Origin of the sequence: Arthrobacter sp. lap29 (assembly GCF_032458965.1) — a bacterium.
Classification (GTDB): domain Bacteria; phylum Actinomycetota; class Actinomycetes; order Actinomycetales; family Micrococcaceae; genus Specibacter; species Specibacter psychrochitiniphilus.
In genome coordinates, this window is sequence record NZ_JAUCEK010000005.1 from 118,445 (window position 1) to 135,446 (window position 17,002).

Here is a 17,002-nt window from a genome sequence, read left to right on the forward strand (position 1 = left end):
GGCGCACGGGACACCGTCGAAACACGTGCAGGATACGCTAGTCTCATGCGCGAATTACAGGGACAGATCATTGCTGAACTCGGTGTCCAGCCAGCCATTGACCCTGCTGCGGAAATCACGCGGCGGGTGCAATTCCTCAAGGACTATCTCAAAGCAACAGGAACCCGCGGCTATGTTTTGGGCATCAGCGGTGGGCTGGACTCCACGCTTGCCGGACGGCTGGCACAGCTGGCCGTGGAAGAACTGGCCGCAGAAGGCGTGGAGGCCAACTTCATTGCAGTCCGCCTGCCCTACGGTGTTCAACACGATGAAGATGACGCCCAGGCGGCCATGAAGTTCATCAACGCCCAGACGGAGTGGACGTTCAATGTTGCTCCTGCCGTGGACGGCTTTGAGGCAGAATTCGCTAAGACCGCCGGCCGCGGAATTTCCGATTTCAACAAGGGCAACGTCAAAGCCCGCTCCCGCATGATCGCCCAGTACGCGCTGGCTGGGGAGGAAAACCTTCTGGTCATCGGCACCGATCACGCCGCCGAATCCGTCACCGGATTCTTCACAAAATTTGGGGACGGCGGTGCAGATATTCTGCCCCTCTACACCCTGAACAAACGCCAAAACCGTGCCCTTTTGCAAGAACTCGGCGCACCGGAGCAGCTGTGGGCCAAGGTTCCCACCGCTGATCTTCTCGACGGCGTCCCCGGACGCACCGATGAAGATGAACTGGGCATCACTTACAACGATATTGATGACTATCTGGAAGGCAAAGAAGTCAGCGAAGCCGCCGCCGAGGGCATTGAGCGCCGTTTCCTCCAGAGCCGGCACAAGCGCACTACCCCGGTGTCACTGCTCGATACGTGGTGGCGCTAGCCGCGGGCGAATACCCGTACAGGGCTTGGACCTAAATTCCTCGGCGTATATTCAAGGTAACCAAGAGCGGCAACTGCGCCGAAAGGTGGACACCATGAACGTCACAGAGGAATTCCGAGCGGCCCGCAATAAGCTTCTGGACATGCGTCTGGATAATGCCCGGGCACAACGAGAATTTCAATGGCCCCAGTTTAGCGAGTTCAACTTTGCCTTGGACTGGATCGACAAGATTGCCGCAGACCCGCTCACCGGAAAAAATCCGGCACTGGTCATTGTTGAGCAGGACGGCACATCTACGCGGCGTAGCTTCAAGGACCTCTCGCTCCGCTCCAACCAGGTGGCCAACTGGCTCCGTGGGCGGGGCATAAAACGCGGGGACCACATGATCATCATGCTGGGAAACCAGGTTGAACTTTGGGAGCTGATGCTGGCCTGCATCAAATTGGGTGTGGTCATGATCCCGACCACCACCATGATGGGCCCCGCGGATCTGCGTGACCGGGTGGCGCGCGGTGCGGCCCGCTGGGTGGGTGCGCGGGAGGAGGACGCCGCGAAGTTCGCCGAGGTTCCAGGTGATTACACCTTGGTGGGGATTGGGTTAGAAGGCGGCGCAGCCAACACTGGTGCTCACGCAATGGCTGGCGCAGGGCGCCCAGTTCTCAATTACGCGGCCTCCATCACCGAAGAGGAAACCTTCACTCCGGACGCGCCCACGCTGGCCAATGACACCATGCTGCTGTACTTCACCTCGGGCACCACGTCCAAGGCAAAATTGGTGGAGCATACGCATACCTCCTACCCCGTGGGACACCTGTCCACCATGTTTTGGATCGGGCTGGAGCCAGGCGATGTCCACCTGAATGTGGCCTCGCCGGGCTGGGCCAAGCACGCCTGGTCCAATGTCTTCACCCCGTGGATCGCCGAAGCCTGCGTGTTCATTTACAACTATTCACGCTTTGATGCCGCCGCCCTCATGGCGCAAATGGACAAGGAACACGTCACCAGTTTTTGTGCTCCGCCCACCGTCTGGCGGATGCTGATCCAGGCCGATCTCACGCTTCTGAAAAACCCGCCCACCAAGGTGGTCTCAGCCGGCGAGCCGCTAAATGCCGAGGTGATCGGTCAGGTTGAGCGGGCTTGGGGTCAGCTGATCCGTGACGGCTTTGGCCAGACCGAGACCACGGCGCAGGTTGCCAACACGCCCGGACAGCCGGTGAAAATTGGTTCCATGGGCCGCCCGCTCCCGGGTTATGACGTAGTCCTGCTGGACCTTTTCACTGGAGAAGAAACGGACGACGGCGAACTGTGCTTGCGCTTGAACCCGCCCCCTGTGGGGCTCACCAAGGGTTACTACGGCGACCCGGAGAAAACGGCCGAAGCCTTCCGTGGCGGTTATTACCACACCGGGGACGTAGCCAGTAGGGATGAGAACGGCATCCTGACCTATGTGGGGCGCAGCGATGACGTGTTCAAATCTTCCGACTACCGCCTCTCACCCTTCGAGCTGGAGAGCGTTCTGCTGGAACATCCGGCCGTGGCGGAGGCCGCCGTGGTGCCCTCCCCTGACGCGCTACGCCTGAACGTGCCCAAGGCCTATGTTGTACTGACAGCGGCTTATCAGCCGGGTGAGGATACGGCGCGGGAGATTTTCGCGTACTGCCGCGAGCATCTGCCAGCCTACAAGCGCATCCGTCGGCTGGAATTTTCGGAGCTGCCCAAGACCATCTCCGGCAAGATCCGGCGGGTGGAACTGCGGGCGAACGAGGAATCCCGCCACGGTGCCGGCACGCAGCCAACACTGGACGGGCTGGCAAGGGAATATTTGGAGTCAGACTTCAGCTAATTTCCCCACACCGCACAAACCCCCGTACCCGCAAAAGACGCTATCCCACCTTTGGCGGGAAAATCGGGAACGCTATCGCACTGAGTGAGATAGCGTTCCCAAAAATCACACCATTGGTGGGATAGCGTCCAGATGGGACGGGGAGGCTATCCCAATGGGCGGGAGACTACTTGGTCAGGGAGTCAACGTAGTCCTGGTTTTCACCGATCCACTTCTCCACGATCGCAGTGTAATCATCGGTGTCGACACCGTTGAACATGGCGTTCTCCAGCGATGACAGCGTGTCGGAGTCCATCTTGAAGTCCTTCAACCAGCCATCGAGCTTGGGGTAGTCCTTGTCGAAGTCCAGGCGTGAGAAGCTGTGAATGCCTTCAGCCGCGCCGAGGGTACCCTTGGGATCCTTGAGGTCCTTGACAGGGAATGCGTCGTAGGCCCAGTGCGGGCGCCACAGGGTGAGAACAATGTTCTCGCCCTTGGTGGTTGCGGTCTTCAGTTCGGAGAGCATGGCCGGGGTGGATGAAGTGATGTAGTCCATCTTCTCCAGCCCATAGCCGGGGATGACCTCATTGCTGGTTGCTTCCGTCAGGCCCGCACCGGGCTCAATGCCGATGATCTTGTTGCCGAACTTGTCCGCATTGGCCGCCAAGTCCTCGAGGGAGTCAATGGGGGCGTCCTCGTTGACGGCGATCGTGAGCTTGGCATCGTCGTACCAGGCACCCAAGTCTTCCATCTTCTCGCCGTACTCTTCGATGTAAGTCTTGTGCGTGACGGGCAGCCAAGTATCCAGCACAACGTCATAGTCACCAGCGGAGAGACCCGAGTAAACGGGTGCCGCATCAGCATTTTCTAACGTGACGTTGTAACCCTTCTCGGTGAGGATCGACTTCCACAGCTGGGATGCGGCTACGCCTTCGTCCCAGCCGTTGAACACGACAATCTTAAGATCCTGCTTGTCACCGTTGTCAACGGTGGCTACTTCATCCGAGCCGGAGCCACAGGAGGACAGACCCAGTGCCAGTGTTGCCGCAATGGCGAGTGTTCCTAGAAATTTCTTCTTCATGATTCTTTCCTTTCATTGGCAGCCCTTCCAAGAGTGGCTACCCGATTGGTTCAAAACTTGTTGTGTGGAAGCTTTACGCTTCCTTGCTACGTCCGCTCGAAGAGCTTTTACCGAAGCTGGCCGTCACCCGGTCCAGGAAGATTGCCAGAATGACCACGGCAATGCCCGCCTCGAAGCCCAACCCTGCGTCAATGCGATTCAAGGCGGCGACGATGTCCCCACCCAGACCACCGGCGCCGACCATGCCGGCAATGACCACCATGGACAACGAGAGCATGATGACCTGATTGATGCCGGCCATAATGGTGGGCCGGGCCAGGGGCAGCTGGATTTGGCGCAAGATCCGTGACGGGCTGGATCCGAAGGCGTACCCAGCCTCCACTACTTCCTTGTCCACGCCACGGATGCCCAGCTCCGTGAAACGGACACCCGGAGCCATGGCGAAAATGATGGTGGCGATGATGCCCGGCACCACGCCCACCCGGAACATGACCAAGGCAGGGATCAGGTACACCATGGCGGGCATGGTCTGCATGAAGTCCAGTACGGGACGGATGATGGAGGAGGCCCTGTCCGAGCTTGCCGCCCAAATGCCCAGCGGGACACTGATCACCACGGCAACAACGGTGGCAATGGTTACCAACGCCAACGTATCCATGGCGTTCTCCCATTGGTTCACACCAACGATGAGGGCGAAGCTGATGGCTGTGCCCACACCCAACTTCCAGCCACTCGCCCACCAAGCAATCGCGGCAAAGATTATGATGATCGCCCAGAAGGGAGGTGCCGTCAGCAGCCAATCAAGGCCGTCGTAGGCGCCAACAAAAATACTGCGAATCGCGTCAAAGACAACGTCGAAGGTGCTTGTCAGCCAGTCAAGGCCCACTTCCACCCAGTCGCCCAGCGGGATCCTAAATTTCGGTTCCACTATGCGTCTCCTTCAGTCTTGGCCAGCGCGTCGGTGACAACTTGTTCCGGCAGCGGAGCAACAGCTACATCCACTATGGGGAATTCACTCGTGGTGGAGGGCACATTGCCCAAGGCAGCCAACAGCGTCACTCGCGGCAAGGCACCCACCAACCGTCCGGCGTCGTCCACCACAGGAAGCGGGATGGGGCTCTCCACGGCGCGACCAAAGAGGTCATTGAGCGCCGTGTCCGGGCTGACCGCTTCAATGCTGTTGCGGACAACGGCGCCCAGATCGGAACTGTGCGCCTCCACCTGCTTCATCACGTCACGGTCCCGGACGGTGCCTAGATAATTACGGCGGCGGTCCACCACGAAGGCGGCCGAGACCTGCAAATCACGCATGGTTCGCAAGGCATTGCGGGGCCCACCGGATAAGTTGACCACTGCCAGTGGCGGCTCCATGACACCCCCGGCGGTGAGCACACGGGTCCTGTCAACATCCTGCACAAACTGGGCCACGTAATCATTGGCCGGGCTCGTGAGGATCTCATCCGGGGTGCCGATTTGGACAATCTCCCCGTCACGCATGACGGCGATCCGGTCACCTAAGAACATGGCTTCGTTGAGATCGTGGGTGATAAAGATGATGGTCTTTTCCAACTCGGATTGGAGCAGCACCAGCTGTTCTTGCATTTCGCGGCGGATCAGCGGGTCAAGCGCGGAGAACGCCTCATCCATGAGCAGAATGTCAGTCTCGGCGCAGAGGGCACGTGCCAGACCAACACGTTGCTGCATGCCACCGGAGAGTTCGCTGGGGTACTTTTCACCCCAGCCTTCAAGACCTACTAAAGCGAGGATTTTTTCGGCACGGGCCCGGCGTTCAATCTTCGCCACACCCTGGACTTCAAGAGCATAAGCGGCGTTTTCCATAACAGTTCGGTGCGGCATCAAAGCGAAGTGCTGGAACACCATGGAGATCTTCTGCTGGCGAACTCGGCGCAATTCCTTCTCACTGATCTTTGAAATATCAGTGCCGCCCACCACCACGGACCCCTCCGTGGGTGCCCACAGCCCGTTGAGGGTACGGATGAGTGTGGACTTTCCGGAGCCGGAGAGGCCCATGACCACAAAGATCTCACCCTTTTTTACCTCAAAGGAAGCGTCGATGACGGCGGCTGTTCCCAGCGCAGTCAGCTCCGCACGCTTCTTTCCCCCTCGAAGACGCTTGATTACTTCGGCGGGGCGTTTTCCGAAAACTTTATAAACATTGCTTACTTTCAGGGCAACATCATGCTGGGCCGGTTCGTGCCCAGCTGCGGGCATCAAGTCCTGCTCTGGTGTCAGTTTTTCTGTGGATTGGTACACGTAGTATCCATCTACACGCAGGTTTAGGGCCCGCTTGAGCGGGTGATCTAAACAAGCGCGATTGGTGATCTCGTGCTGCAGGCGTTGTTACGCGTCAAACTCTTCGCTCCCCCGGACGCCCCGGCCGGGGCTCCAAGGAAAGACGGTCTTGCCACAAGGGTCAAGAGTCGGGAGGCTATCCCTACCGCCAGTTCGACGGCCTGTGTCTGGCTGCCACGCTCCGGGGTGATGATTCGTCATCACCGTGGGCGGATTGTGGCAGTTGCCCGCAGGCTTGTCGGTCTACTGGTTCGCCTCCACGCTAACAAAGACACTTTCGCTACGGGCATAATTTCCGCGCGTTAGACCACCATCCCGATACTTTCCAGCGCTCCCCACGCCGCATCCGCGGGGCGAGGCAAGCGTTACAGCTTTGTAACTCTAGGCAACATAATCGCACCCACGGCAGTGTCTCTGCTCACAATTCTCGCCCGCGGGGCGGGAATGTCCAGCGCCCCGGCCCTACTTAACTTGATAGCTTGGAGGAGTGAAGATTGCTACCTGGAATGTGAACTCCCTGCGTGCCCGTGCCGACCGTGTCGAGGACTGGCTGCGCCGTACCGACGCCGATGTGCTGGCTATTCAAGAAACCAAATGCAAAGACGAGAACTTCCCGTGGGAGCTCTTTGAAAACAACGGCTACGAAGTGGCTCACTTTGGCTTCAGCCAGTGGAACGGAGTGGCCATCGCCTCCCGCGTTGGGCTCACGGATGTGGAACGGACCTTCTCCGGCCAGCCAGAATTTGGCAAGGGCGGCAAGGATCCCGTCCAGGAAGCACGCGCCATTGCCGCCACCTGCAATGGCGTACGTATCTGGAGCCTCTACGTTCCCAATGGCCGTGCCCTGGATGACGAGCACATGCCGTACAAGCTGCAGTGGCTCGAAACGCTCAAGAACCAGGCCACGGGCTGGCTCGCCGAAGACCCCAACGCCCAGATCGCCCTCATGGGAGACTTCAACATTGCCCCGCAAGACGAGGACGTTTGGGACATCGAGCTTTTCCGAACCCAAGGCCTCACTCACGTCAGCGAACCTGAGCGGGCAGCTTTCTCGGCGTTCGAAGCGGGCGGGTTTACCGATGTGGTCCGCCCCCTGCACCCGGGCCCCGGCGTCTACACGTACTGGGACTACACCCAGTTGCGCTTCCCCAAGAAGGAAGGCATGCGGATTGACTTTGTCCTGGCCTCCCCAGCCCTGGCGGCGCGCGTAACTGGCGCCGAGATTGATAGGGAAGAACGCAAGGGCAAGGGTGCCTCGGACCATGCTCCCGTCATTGTGGAATTGGGCTGAGCGTTGAGTAGCGGGCTGTATCTGGGCGGGGTGCAACTCCCCTTCATCTCCACCCTGCGCGTTTACTTGCCCCGCGAGGCATATACGGCCACAGAATTCGCCTTTGTGCAGGGATTACACGTCCCGGGGCAAAATGGGACCAGTGTTGATGCCGGGGAGTTGGCGGATTCGTTGGGGCGTGTGAGCCGGGGCAGCCCCAATCCGCTGCCGACGCCGGCGGGAGAGCGGGTGCGCGTGCTCAGTATGGCTGACGGAATGCCGCTGCTGTACGCCCCCAACCAGCTCGTTGCCCGGTCACTAGCCAGTGCCGCCGAGCTCTTCTCGGGAAGCATGGAACCACTGGCGGCCATGATCCTTCGGCAGGAGGAGTGGACTCGGCAACTGGAACACGCCTCCGCAACCGAGCATCTTGAGCTTCCTGTGCAGACCCGTAATTCGACCTGGGGAATCCCGTTTAGCTGGTTCACCCTGGTCTATGCCAATGACCGCATGGAAGTGGTGGAGTCCAACGGCCGGGTACTGACAGTGCGGATTCAGGTTCCCCTTTCCATTGCCTTGGGCAGAGTGGAAAGAACACTGCGCATGCTGGCAACCATGGCCCCTGAGCTTGACCTTTTTGAGGAACTTGCGGATCTGCTACAGTGGCTCAGCGGCTTCCATGAGGGTGGAGCCGTGGAGTTGGACTACGGTCCGGTGGCTCAGCGGGTGCACCCGGATGATTCCCCCGCCGATGTGAACATGGGACTGCAATGCCTGGCCGACGGCGATATTGGCGGTGCTGCTGCAGCCTACCGCCGGCTGGCGAACCGTTGGATGCCGGTGCGGCAGCTGGCCAGGGCCAACTGAGCAGCTCTCATTGAGCTAACGAGTCCGCTCAGCTTGGTAGGCGGGCAGTTGATTCACGTTTCAGGAGCTGGAAGGGCATGTATTTTTGTGTGATGGCCTCCGGCTTACCCTCTACCGCATCCAACAAAATTGCCGCTGCCTGCCGCCCATGCTCCACCGGATCCTGAGCGATGGTGGTGAGCCCGGCCAGCACCGAGAAGTCATGGTTGTCGATGCCCACAACAGAGAGGTCTTCCGGAATACGGATGCCGCGCCGCCGCGCCTCAAACATGAGCCCCAGCGCCATTTCATCCGACCCACAGAAAACTGCTGTTGGTTTTTCTCCTGGGAGATCGAAAATCCGGCCCGCGGCGGCGGCCCCCTGAGCTGCCGTGAAGTCTCCCGCAACACTGAATTCCGGACGTAATTCCAACCCTGCGCTGCGCATTGTTGCGGCGAATCCCTCAGCTCGCAGACCCGGTACTACAAAGTTGATCTCATCCTTGACGCCACCGCGCAAGTGGGCGATTTTGCGGTGACCCAAATCAATAAGATGAGTGGTGGCCGCTGTTGCTGCGGCAAAATCGTCAATGTGGACGCCAACACAGCCCTCGATCGGCCCGCCGACCGCTACCACCGGCATTTGTGTTTTCGCTAACTCTTCCAGCTCGCTCTGGGACAAGCCCATGCACAGCACCACAAGGCCGTCTATTTGTTTGCGCACCATTTGTTCGGTGAAGCGGCGCTTATTGCCGTGCAAGTATCCACCTAGGCTCAAGAGCAACAGGTTGTAACCTCTGCTGCGCAGTTCTTGATCGACACCTTCTAGCGCGTGCCCAAAATACCAGCGGTCAACAAAGGGCATCAACACTCCGACGGTCCTGGTCCGGCCGGTGGCTAGCCCCGTCGCTGAAGGCGACGGCACATAGCCAAGCTCGGCCGCCACTGCCAGAACTCTCTCCCGTGTGGCGGGGCTGACCTTGGGCAGGCCGCGGAGCGCACGTGAGACGGTGGCTGTGGAAACTTCCGCGCGTTTGGCGACGTCCTCAATGCTGACGCTCATTTCAGGCCCTTCCTCTCACACTGCATGCTGGCCGTTGTGAAGCTAGCGGGGTCGCCTCCCACGCCTCTGAGGCAGCTTCCTGCGCAATCGGAGCATTCCCCACAGCGCCAGGCAAACCAGCAGCAATCCTAGCGCCCAAATCAGGGCGGGCTTCCCTGTCACCTCCAACCACACGGTGACGGAGAAAAGCACGAGGGCCCAAAAGCCGAGAAACCCAATGATGATGTCAAAATCCTCGGCGCTCTTCTGCTTACTGGTTGGGATGTGTAAGGCATTGGTCCCGGCATCATGCTTGCGCTGGTTGCGCGCCACGGCCTACTTCACCGCCCCAGCGGTGAGTCCGGAAACGATCTTGCGCTGGAAGATCAACACCAGCACCACCAGTGGGATCGTGACCACTGTTCCGGCGGCCATGACGGCCGTATAGGGTTCCTGATGCGGCTGAGAACCGGCAAAACTGGCAATAGCTACCGTTACCGTCTGCGTTGCATCGTTGGAGAGGATGCTGGCAATCAGGTACTCATTCCAGGCGGCAATGAAAGCCAAAATAGCTGTTGTGAATACGGCAGGTGCTGCCAGCGGCATAATCACCTTGCGGAAGGCCTGCCCGGCCGTGCACCCGTCAATGCGGGCTGCTTCTTCCAACTCCCACGGCATCTCACGGAAGAATGAGGTCAGGGTGTAAACCGTCAGGGGAAGCACAAAGGAGATATTGGGAATGATCATTGCCTGGTAGGTGCCTACCCAGTTGATGTTGGTAAAAAGCTGAAACAGCGGGGTAACAATGGCCACACCAGGGAACATGGAGGCTCCCAGAATGAGTCCCAGCACCAGAAACTTCCCACGGAAGTTCAGCCTGGCCAGCGCATAGGCGGCAAATATGCCGAAAAGCAGTGCCACCACGGTGGTGACCCCTGAAATGAACAGGGAGTTCAACAACGCCCGGTCCAAATGGTTACCCATTTCCGAGGAGAAGGCCGTGGCGAAGTTATCCAACGTGACGTGGGTGAAGAAAGGGGTTGGGTCAAAGGTGTAGCCAACATCGCGGAATGCCGTGACAACCATCCAGTAGAACGGCAGCAGGCACCAGATCACAATGATGGCCGCGCTGATGTAAGTCCGCGAACTGGCCCAGCGGTTGCGCCGCAGCGCAACATTCTTAGCGGCCGCCGCGTGTTCTGTTGAGGTTTGCGTCAATGTGCTCATTTGATTTTCCCCTTTGCCCCGCCGCTAGCGGATTCAACGGCGTTGGCTCCCAAGAACCGCACAAAGATGAAGGCCACGATGAAGATGATCAAGAAGGTGATGGTGGACAGGGCTGCCGCCGAGTTGAACCCGATCCGGATCTGATTGACCACCAAGATGGAAAGCGTGGTGGTGCCGTTGGCACCGCCTGTCATGATGGCCGGAAGATCGTACATACGCAGCGCATCAAGGACACGGAACAGGATTGCCACCATCAAGGCGGGCTTCACCAGTGGCAAGGTGATGAGTTTGAAGCGCTGCCACGTGGAGGCACCGTCAACCTTTGCCGCTTCGTAGATGTCTGCCGGGATCATTTGCAGCCCCGCCAAAATGAGCAGGGCCATGAACGGCGTGGTCTTCCAGACATCGGCAATAATAATGGCCGCCCGTGCCGGGCCCTCACTACCGGTCCACAAGATGGAGGTGTTCAAGACTGTGTTGACAATGCCATCAAAGGCGAAGATGAAGAACCAGAGTTTAGCTGTCACGGCAGTGGGGATTGCCCAGGGAACTAGAACAGCTGCGCGGAGGACGCTGCGTCCCCTAAATGCCCTGGCCATGATCAGTGCCATCCAGAAACCGAGAATGGTTTCAAAGAAGACCGTCACCACGGTAAAGAAGAAGGTCACCCCGGTGGCCCCCCAGAACTGGGCTCCCAGCGTGCCTGGCGGACAGCTGACGGTGGCACCGCTGGGGTCAGTGCATTGTTGGAACAACCAGTGGGCGTAGTTTGATAATCCTGCAAAGCCTCCGGCCACGAATGTTCCCGTGACAGGATCGAGCCCCTGATCATGTTCCAATGACATGATGATGGCGTTGATCACCGGGTATAAAATCACAACGGCAAGAACAACCATGGTGGGCACAATCAGCAGCGTTGCCGAGCGTCCCTGGGTCTTTTCCTTGCGGTCAGCCCCCACCTCTTTAATTCCTTTGTTGCCTCCGCGGGCGGAGTTTGCGCTGCCGTGTTTGGCGTCAGGGCCTGCTTGTGCCGACATGGCCGCTCCTTTCTTCGTGCTTGATGAAATTACCGCCCGCGGGCAAGGAGGGCGGCGGCCCGGCAGGGCTGATCTCTGCCGGGCCGCGCTGCACTACTTCGACACAGTGGTGTTGATAGCTGCTTCCATGTCAGTCAAAGCCTGGTCCACGGTCTTGGTGCCTTGCAGGGCCGCGAAGCTGTTCTGCTGAATGGCCTGTGTGACGGCAGGATAGAACGGGGTCACCGGGCGCGGGACAGCGTTCTGGATGGAGGTCAGGAGCACGGGCAGGTACGGCAGCTTTTCCACCAGCGTGGGGTCCGTGTAGAGGGATTCAAGCACCGGCGCAAGAGATCCTTGAGTGGAGTAGAACTTCTGTGTCTCCTCACTGGTCATGAATGCCAGAAAGTCCTTGGCCGTAGCCTTGTTCTTCGAGTAGACACTGACGCCTAGGTTGTGACCCCCAAGGGTTGAGGCACCGGGCCCATCCTTGCCGGGCAGCGGGGCAATCCCAAATGTATCTTTCACGGTTGAGGAGCCATCGGTTTTGGCCAGGTTGTACACATACGGCCAGTTCCGCAGGAACATCAGCTTGCCGTCCTCAAACGACTGCCGGCCTTGCTCTTCCTGATAAGTCAGTGCCTGCTTGGGAATATTGCCGCTCTTGTAGGCTTCAACGAGATTCCCCAGGCCGGCTTTGGCCTCGGCCGAGTTCACCGTTGCTTTGCCGTCACTGCCAACTATGGTCCCGCCCTGGCTGTTGATGGCTTCCGCGACGTTGACCGTCAGGCCTTCATACTGCGCGAACTGGCCGGCGTAGCAGTCAATGCCCTTCTCCTTGGCAATGGGGCACATGGACATCATTTCATCCCAAGTCTTGGGCGGGGTAGGAACCAGATCCTTGCGGTAGTAGAGCATGCCGCCATCAGAAGTCTGGGGCAGTGTGTACAACACATCCCGGTACGTTCCGGTCTTCACCGTGGCGGGCAGCATGCCTTCAGTAGAGACGGCCATGGTGTCCTTCAGCGGCTGCAACCAGCCTTGGGCTGCAAATTCGGCGGTCCAGATGACATCAACACTGGCCACATCGTAATCGACGTTCTTTGCCTGAAAGTTTTTCACCAGATCATCATGCTGCTGGTCTGCGTTATCTGACTGTTCCTTGAACGTGACCTTTTCATCCGGATGCGCCGCATTCCACTTCTCAATGAGGGGGCGCACCACGTCCGAATTGTCCTTGCCCTGCACGTATGTGATGGGTCCGCGACCGTCAAGGTTTTCAGTGGCAGCTCCACCGCCGCCGCCTCCACCGCCTCCGCTCCCGCCACTGCAGGCTGAAAGCAGAAGGGCAAATGTTGCGGCGGTGGCCACCGGCAGCAGCATTCTGGAAATTTTCTTTGGCATCGCAATTCTCCTGGTGTCAAATGATGAGTTCCTGGCACACCCCCAGGGGGCCGGGTTTGAGTGGTCTGAATCACACTAGTAGGATGTAATGCGATAGTGCAAGCGCTTACATTATTTGTTAGCAATTCGTCACCGAAGGAGAACTCATGACTGTTTTTCAGGCAACCGCTACTACGCCGTGGTGGTCAAGCGCCGTTATTTATCAGATCTACCCGCGTTCCTTTGCCGATGGAAACAATGACGGCATGGGCGATCTACCCGGAATTTCCGGAAAATTGGAGTACCTGGCTGGGTTGGGAATCGATGCGATTTGGCTCTCCCCGTTTTACCTTTCACCGCAGGCGGACGCCGGATATGATGTGGCCGACTATCGCCAGGTGGACCCGCGGTTTGGCGATTTAGCCGACTTCGACGCCATGCTTGCCAAGGCCCATGGCTTGAATTTGCGGGTTATTGTGGATTTGGTCCCCAACCACACCTCGGATGAGCACGTGTGGTTCCAGGATGCGCTAGAATCCCCGGAAGGTTCACCGGCCCGCAACCGCTACTTGTTCCGGGACGGGCTGGGCAAGGATGGAAACGTTCCTCCCAACAACTGGCAGTCAATTTTTGGTGGCCCGGCCTGGACCCGCATCATGGACAACGGCGTGCCGGGGCAGTGGTATCTGCACCTTTTTGACACCAAACAGCCTGACCTGAATTGGGACAACCCGCAGGTGCACACCGAAATGGAATCTGTTTTGCGGTTCTGGCTTGACCGTGGCGTGGACGGGTTCCGTGTGGATGTGGCGCATGGAATGGTGAAAGCCCCGGGGCTGCCGGATTGGGATGGGCAGGCGGCCATGGTTGCGGGTGAGGAAAACACGCAGGATCCCGCCGAGCATAGTTCAGCCATGAATCCGCCGTCACCGTTCTTCGACCAGGACGGTGTACATGAGATTTACCGCAGCTGGAACCGTGTGCTCAAGGAGTACACCGGTGAGCGCATGTTGGTTGCCGAAGCCTGGGTTGAGCAGCCGGAGAGGCTGGCATTGTATGTACGTGAGGATGAGATGCAGCAGGCCTTCAACTTTGAGTTCCTGCTCGCGGGCTGGGATGCCGGGCGGATCGCGACCGCGGTCGAAAATTCCTTGGCAGCCAATGCCACTGTTGGCGCACCGGCAACCTGGGTGCTCTCGAATCATGACACGGTCCGCCACCCTTCACGGTTCGGCCTGAGTGATCCCACCACATTCCCCAAGGGGATCAGCGCCGAGGATGAGCAGCCCAACGAGGAATTGGGGCTGGCCCGTGCCCGTGCAGCGACCTTGCTGATGATGGCGTTGCCGGGGTCAGCATATATTTATCAGGGCGAAGAACTGGGCCTTCCAGAACACACTGCCTTGCCGGCCTCCGTTCGCCAGGATCCGGCCTTCTTCCGTACCAACGGGACCGAGCGCGGTAGGGATGGCTGCCGGGTTCCCCTGCCATGGCATGCCAGCAGGCCCGGATTCGGTTTCAGTTCCGGGGCACTCAGTTCCGGGGCGCGCACGTCGGTGGCGAACATTTCGGTGGCAGAGCCGTGGCTACCGCAGCCCGAATCCTTTGCCCGTTATGCAGCTGATATTCAAGTTGCTGTTGCCGAGTCCACTTTTGAGCTTTACCGTTCCGCGCTGGCACTGCGAAAACAGCATGCCTTGGGTGTGGGAACACACCTCTGGGCCGCCGCGCATGATCCGGGCGTGGGTGTTGTGGCGTATACCAACGGGGGCATCAGCGTCGTGGCCAACGTCGGCGAGGTCCCTATCACGCTGCCAGCCGGGGCGTCCGTGCTGCTGGCCAGTTCGGCCAGTGCTGTGCTCAACGGAGCGCTGTCCCCGAACTCCGCCGTGTGGCTGGAGAGCTAACAGGAGTTCTCCAGCCGGAGCAATTCTAGACGGACGGGCCAGGGCTGATAAGGGTGAGGGCGGCGGGGTAAAACCGGCCGCCGCCCTAACCTTTTTGCACTAACTTGTTTGCACTAACTCTTTCGCCTTGGGTTGAACCGGGGCGAGGGAGCGGCCGAGCTACTTGTCGTGTTTGAAGATGCCAGCTATCTTGGCGCCCAGGCCCTTGGCATGCCCTACGGCATCCTCAGCGAACTCCTTGATATTCTCGCCGGCATCCTCAGCAAAGTCCTTAATATTTTCACCAGCATCGCCAGCGAATTCTTTGATGTTCTCGCCAGCATCGCCAGCGAAGTCCTTCGCCTTGTCAACGGCATCGGCTGCTACGTCTTTGGCCTTCTCCGCTGCGACGCCGGCAAAGTCAGCTGCATCACCGGCAAGGTCCTTCACGTTTTCAACGGCGTCAGCTACGTGCTTGCCTGCCTTGTTCTCAGTCATGGTGCCGTCCTTGATCCTTTGCTGCGGATCCCCCAGCAAAAATACTGGAGGGTAATGCTGAACAGAGACTAGCGGACTCGTTCGGCTTTGGTGAAGCGTGACCTTGCCCCGCTGCCAATACTGAGAAGTATGGGGACTTCAAAACCCAGCAACTTATCCAAGGCGGCCACAAGATCTGTAATATCACTGGCCACTACATGAGGGGAAACACCTTGGCGGGGTAAGACGCGGATCTTTATGGCCGTCTGTTTGCGGAAGTCATAACTTGCCACTGTGACGCCCACCAGATCGGTGCGTTCTTGCAGGGCACTTTTGAGCGCCTGCTCAGCCACAGCGCAACTGAGCCTCACCGCTCCGGCGGCTCCGTCGTCGTCCGGGTTTCCCTGATAGTCCAGCAACGTGCTGGCACGGCCCTTGCCCTGGTTGCCAATCCACGTGACCATCACAATCACCACTATCAAGAAGACCGCAGCAACCGCCAGCCAAATCCAGCTTTGCGAGGTCAGCAGCAGCCTGGTGTGATCCTCTACGCCGAGCAGCCAGTCCAGCTGCCTCTGCGCATAGTCCTGCCACCAGCTGGCCGCTGCAGGGACAGCGGCCAAGGTGAGCACACCCGCCCCGGCAATGATCAGGAGCAGGCCAATCAGCGTCAGTAGGATCCTATTGAGCGCTCTCGGTGTCCCGTTCATACGCCCACCACTCCACTTTCGGCCAGTTTCACGCTCACCGAGGGTACGGGATCCAAGGACATGGCATTTAGCCGGGTTTCCACGGCAGCCTGAATGCGGTCCTCCATTAAGGGAATTCCTGAGGTGGGACGCACAATCACCTGAACCTGGCGGGCGGAGACAACCACCATGACCTGTTCACGGGTGACCCCGGCGCTCATCCGCGCGGTTTTGGCCAAGGCGGAAGCCACCACTTCATCGTCCACCACAATGGCAACCCGCGGATGCCTGAGCACGTGGCGGGCACGCCGCCCGGGCAGCACCCCATGGCAAAAGAAAATCAGGCCAACAAGGGCCAACAACACGCCAGCTGCTCCAAGCAACAACCGCGGGGCATCGCCGGGCAGATCTGCCACCCACTGCATCGCCCTGCCAGGACTGATGAACCAGGTGGGTTGACCCAACCCCGAAAGTACCGTCTCCAGCATGCAATAGAGGGCTATCGCGGCCACCAGAATCGCTGCGATAAAGGAGGCCGCGGACCGCGGCGAATGGGTCTCCCTGCGCAGAATGTGCCGCGCGAAGCCCGCGGCTCGTTCTTGTACCGGTTCCCTCATGAAACTCTCCCGTCCTCGCGCATCAGGAGCCCCGAGATTCGTACATCCACACGGCTCAGACGCGAGCCGCTCAGGTACTCAACCTGGGACTGAATCCTGGCTTTGGCTGCCGTTGCTCGGGCAATAATACTGCCCTCAGGCAGGAAACGGGCGGCGTCCCGGCTCACAGCGCTAAGCGGTGGCGCACTGATGACCGAGGAGATGGACAAGGCTAAAAGGCCGTCTTCATCATTCCACCCCACTCGCACCTGTGCCGCCGGGACGGCCAGCACACGGGCGGCAGCCACCTTCGCCACGGAGGTCAGCGCCTGTGTGCTGATGCGGTTGTGCCCGGCCAGCTCACGCGGGGTCAACTGCTCCGGGGTCAACTGCTCTGGGGCCAACTGCTCCGGGGTCTTGGCCAGGACAGGATTATTGGGCACTTTGCCGAGTCCCTGGGCGTTTCCTGGGGCAGGAGTAGGGCCTT

Annotated in this window: 17 protein-coding genes; 5 read left to right on the top strand and 12 right to left on the bottom strand. The window is 59.3% G+C overall.

The window, feature by feature from the left end; all coding sequences use genetic code 11:
* Positions 1–45: 45 nt before the first annotated feature.
* Together nadE and RY113_RS10130 are read left to right on the top strand one after the other, a co-directional pair.
* The gene (gene nadE / locus RY113_RS10125) at positions 46–867 is read left to right on the top strand and encodes an ammonia-dependent NAD(+) synthetase (RefSeq protein ID WP_315914461.1); all 822 of its coding nucleotides are present in this window, start codon (positions 46–48) and stop codon (positions 865–867) included.
* Positions 868–961: 94 nt separating this feature from the next.
* Positions 962–2,710, top strand: a complete 1,749-nt coding sequence (locus RY113_RS10130; RefSeq protein ID WP_315914462.1) for an AMP-binding protein — start codon at positions 962–964, stop codon at positions 2,708–2,710.
* 166 nt (positions 2,711–2,876) lie between these two features.
* On the opposite strand, the gene RY113_RS10135 is transcribed toward RY113_RS10130, so the two are convergent.
* The 3 genes from RY113_RS10135 to RY113_RS10145 all read right to left on the bottom strand — a co-directional run bounded on the left by RY113_RS10135 (position 2,877) and on the right by RY113_RS10145 (position 6,002).
* Positions 2,877–3,770 (bottom strand): glycine betaine ABC transporter substrate-binding protein, encoded by an 894-nt coding sequence (locus RY113_RS10135; RefSeq protein ID WP_110105876.1) that lies wholly within the window; start codon positions 3,768–3,770, stop codon positions 2,877–2,879.
* 73 nt (positions 3,771–3,843) lie between these two features.
* Positions 3,844–4,698 carry an ABC transporter permease subunit gene (locus RY113_RS10140; RefSeq protein ID WP_315914463.1) on the bottom strand — a complete coding sequence of 285 codons (855 nt, stop codon included), beginning with the start codon at positions 4,696–4,698 and terminating at the stop codon, positions 3,844–3,846.
* A complete protein-coding gene (locus RY113_RS10145; protein ID WP_110105959.1) occupies positions 4,698–6,002 on the bottom strand; it encodes a glycine betaine/L-proline ABC transporter ATP-binding protein in 1,305 nt (434 codons plus the stop codon). The genes RY113_RS10140 and RY113_RS10145 overlap by 1 nt, the downstream gene beginning before the upstream one ends.
* 568 nt (positions 6,003–6,570) lie before the next feature.
* On the opposite strand from RY113_RS10145, the gene RY113_RS10150 reads away from it, so the two are divergent.
* Positions 6,571–7,374, top strand: a complete 804-nt coding sequence (locus tag RY113_RS10150; RefSeq protein WP_110105874.1) for an exodeoxyribonuclease III — start codon at positions 6,571–6,573, stop codon at positions 7,372–7,374.
* A 3-nt stretch (positions 7,375–7,377) separates the two neighbouring features.
* Complete coding sequence (locus RY113_RS10155; protein ID WP_315914464.1) at positions 7,378–8,220, top strand: hypothetical protein; 843 nt, start codon at positions 7,378–7,380, stop codon at positions 8,218–8,220.
* Positions 8,221–8,248: 28 nt separating this feature from the next.
* Here the strand turns inward: RY113_RS10155 and RY113_RS10160 are convergent, their stop codons facing one another.
* The 5 genes from RY113_RS10160 to RY113_RS10180 all read right to left on the bottom strand — a co-directional run bounded on the left by RY113_RS10160 (position 8,249) and on the right by RY113_RS10180 (position 12,888).
* On the bottom strand, positions 8,249–9,262 hold the full coding sequence (locus RY113_RS10160) for a LacI family DNA-binding transcriptional regulator (RefSeq protein WP_315914465.1): 1,014 nt from the start codon (positions 9,260–9,262) through the stop codon (positions 8,249–8,251).
* A 42-nt stretch (positions 9,263–9,304) separates the two neighbouring features.
* On the bottom strand, positions 9,305–9,526 hold the full coding sequence (locus RY113_RS10165; RefSeq protein WP_110105958.1) for a hypothetical protein: 222 nt from the start codon (positions 9,524–9,526) through the stop codon (positions 9,305–9,307).
* A 51-nt stretch (positions 9,527–9,577) separates the two neighbouring features.
* A complete protein-coding gene (locus tag RY113_RS10170) occupies positions 9,578–10,468 on the bottom strand; it encodes a carbohydrate ABC transporter permease (RefSeq protein WP_110105871.1) in 891 nt (296 codons plus the stop codon).
* Positions 10,465–11,505, bottom strand: coding sequence for a carbohydrate ABC transporter permease (locus RY113_RS10175; protein ID WP_110105870.1), 1,041 nt, complete (start codon positions 11,503–11,505; stop codon positions 10,465–10,467). The genes RY113_RS10170 and RY113_RS10175 overlap by 4 nt, the downstream gene beginning before the upstream one ends.
* A gap of 93 nt (positions 11,506–11,598) precedes the next feature.
* The gene (locus RY113_RS10180; RefSeq protein ID WP_110105869.1) at positions 11,599–12,888 is read right to left on the bottom strand and encodes an ABC transporter substrate-binding protein; all 1,290 of its coding nucleotides are present in this window, start codon (positions 12,886–12,888) and stop codon (positions 11,599–11,601) included.
* A 146-nt stretch (positions 12,889–13,034) separates the two neighbouring features.
* Between RY113_RS10180 and RY113_RS10185 the strand changes: the two genes are divergently transcribed.
* A complete protein-coding gene (locus RY113_RS10185; RefSeq protein ID WP_315914466.1) occupies positions 13,035–14,774 on the top strand; it encodes a glycoside hydrolase family 13 protein in 1,740 nt (579 codons plus the stop codon).
* A 159-nt stretch (positions 14,775–14,933) separates the two neighbouring features.
* On the opposite strand, the gene RY113_RS10190 is transcribed toward RY113_RS10185, so the two are convergent.
* From RY113_RS10190 to RY113_RS10205, 4 genes are all read right to left on the bottom strand, one after another.
* On the bottom strand, positions 14,934–15,251 hold the full coding sequence (locus RY113_RS10190) for a hypothetical protein (RefSeq protein WP_211315106.1): 318 nt from the start codon (positions 15,249–15,251) through the stop codon (positions 14,934–14,936).
* Between the two features lie 68 nt (positions 15,252–15,319).
* Entirely contained in the window at positions 15,320–15,940 is a 621-nt protein-coding gene (locus RY113_RS10195) for a hypothetical protein (protein WP_315914467.1), read from the bottom strand.
* Entirely contained in the window at positions 15,937–16,536 is a 600-nt protein-coding gene (locus RY113_RS10200; RefSeq protein ID WP_315914468.1) for a DUF6286 domain-containing protein, read from the bottom strand. The genes RY113_RS10195 and RY113_RS10200 overlap by 4 nt, the downstream gene beginning before the upstream one ends.
* Positions 16,533–16,904, bottom strand: coding sequence for a hypothetical protein (locus RY113_RS10205; RefSeq protein WP_315914638.1), 372 nt, complete (start codon positions 16,902–16,904; stop codon positions 16,533–16,535). Before RY113_RS10205 ends, RY113_RS10200 begins: the two co-directional genes overlap by 4 nt.
* Between the last annotated feature and the right edge of the window lie 98 nt (positions 16,905–17,002).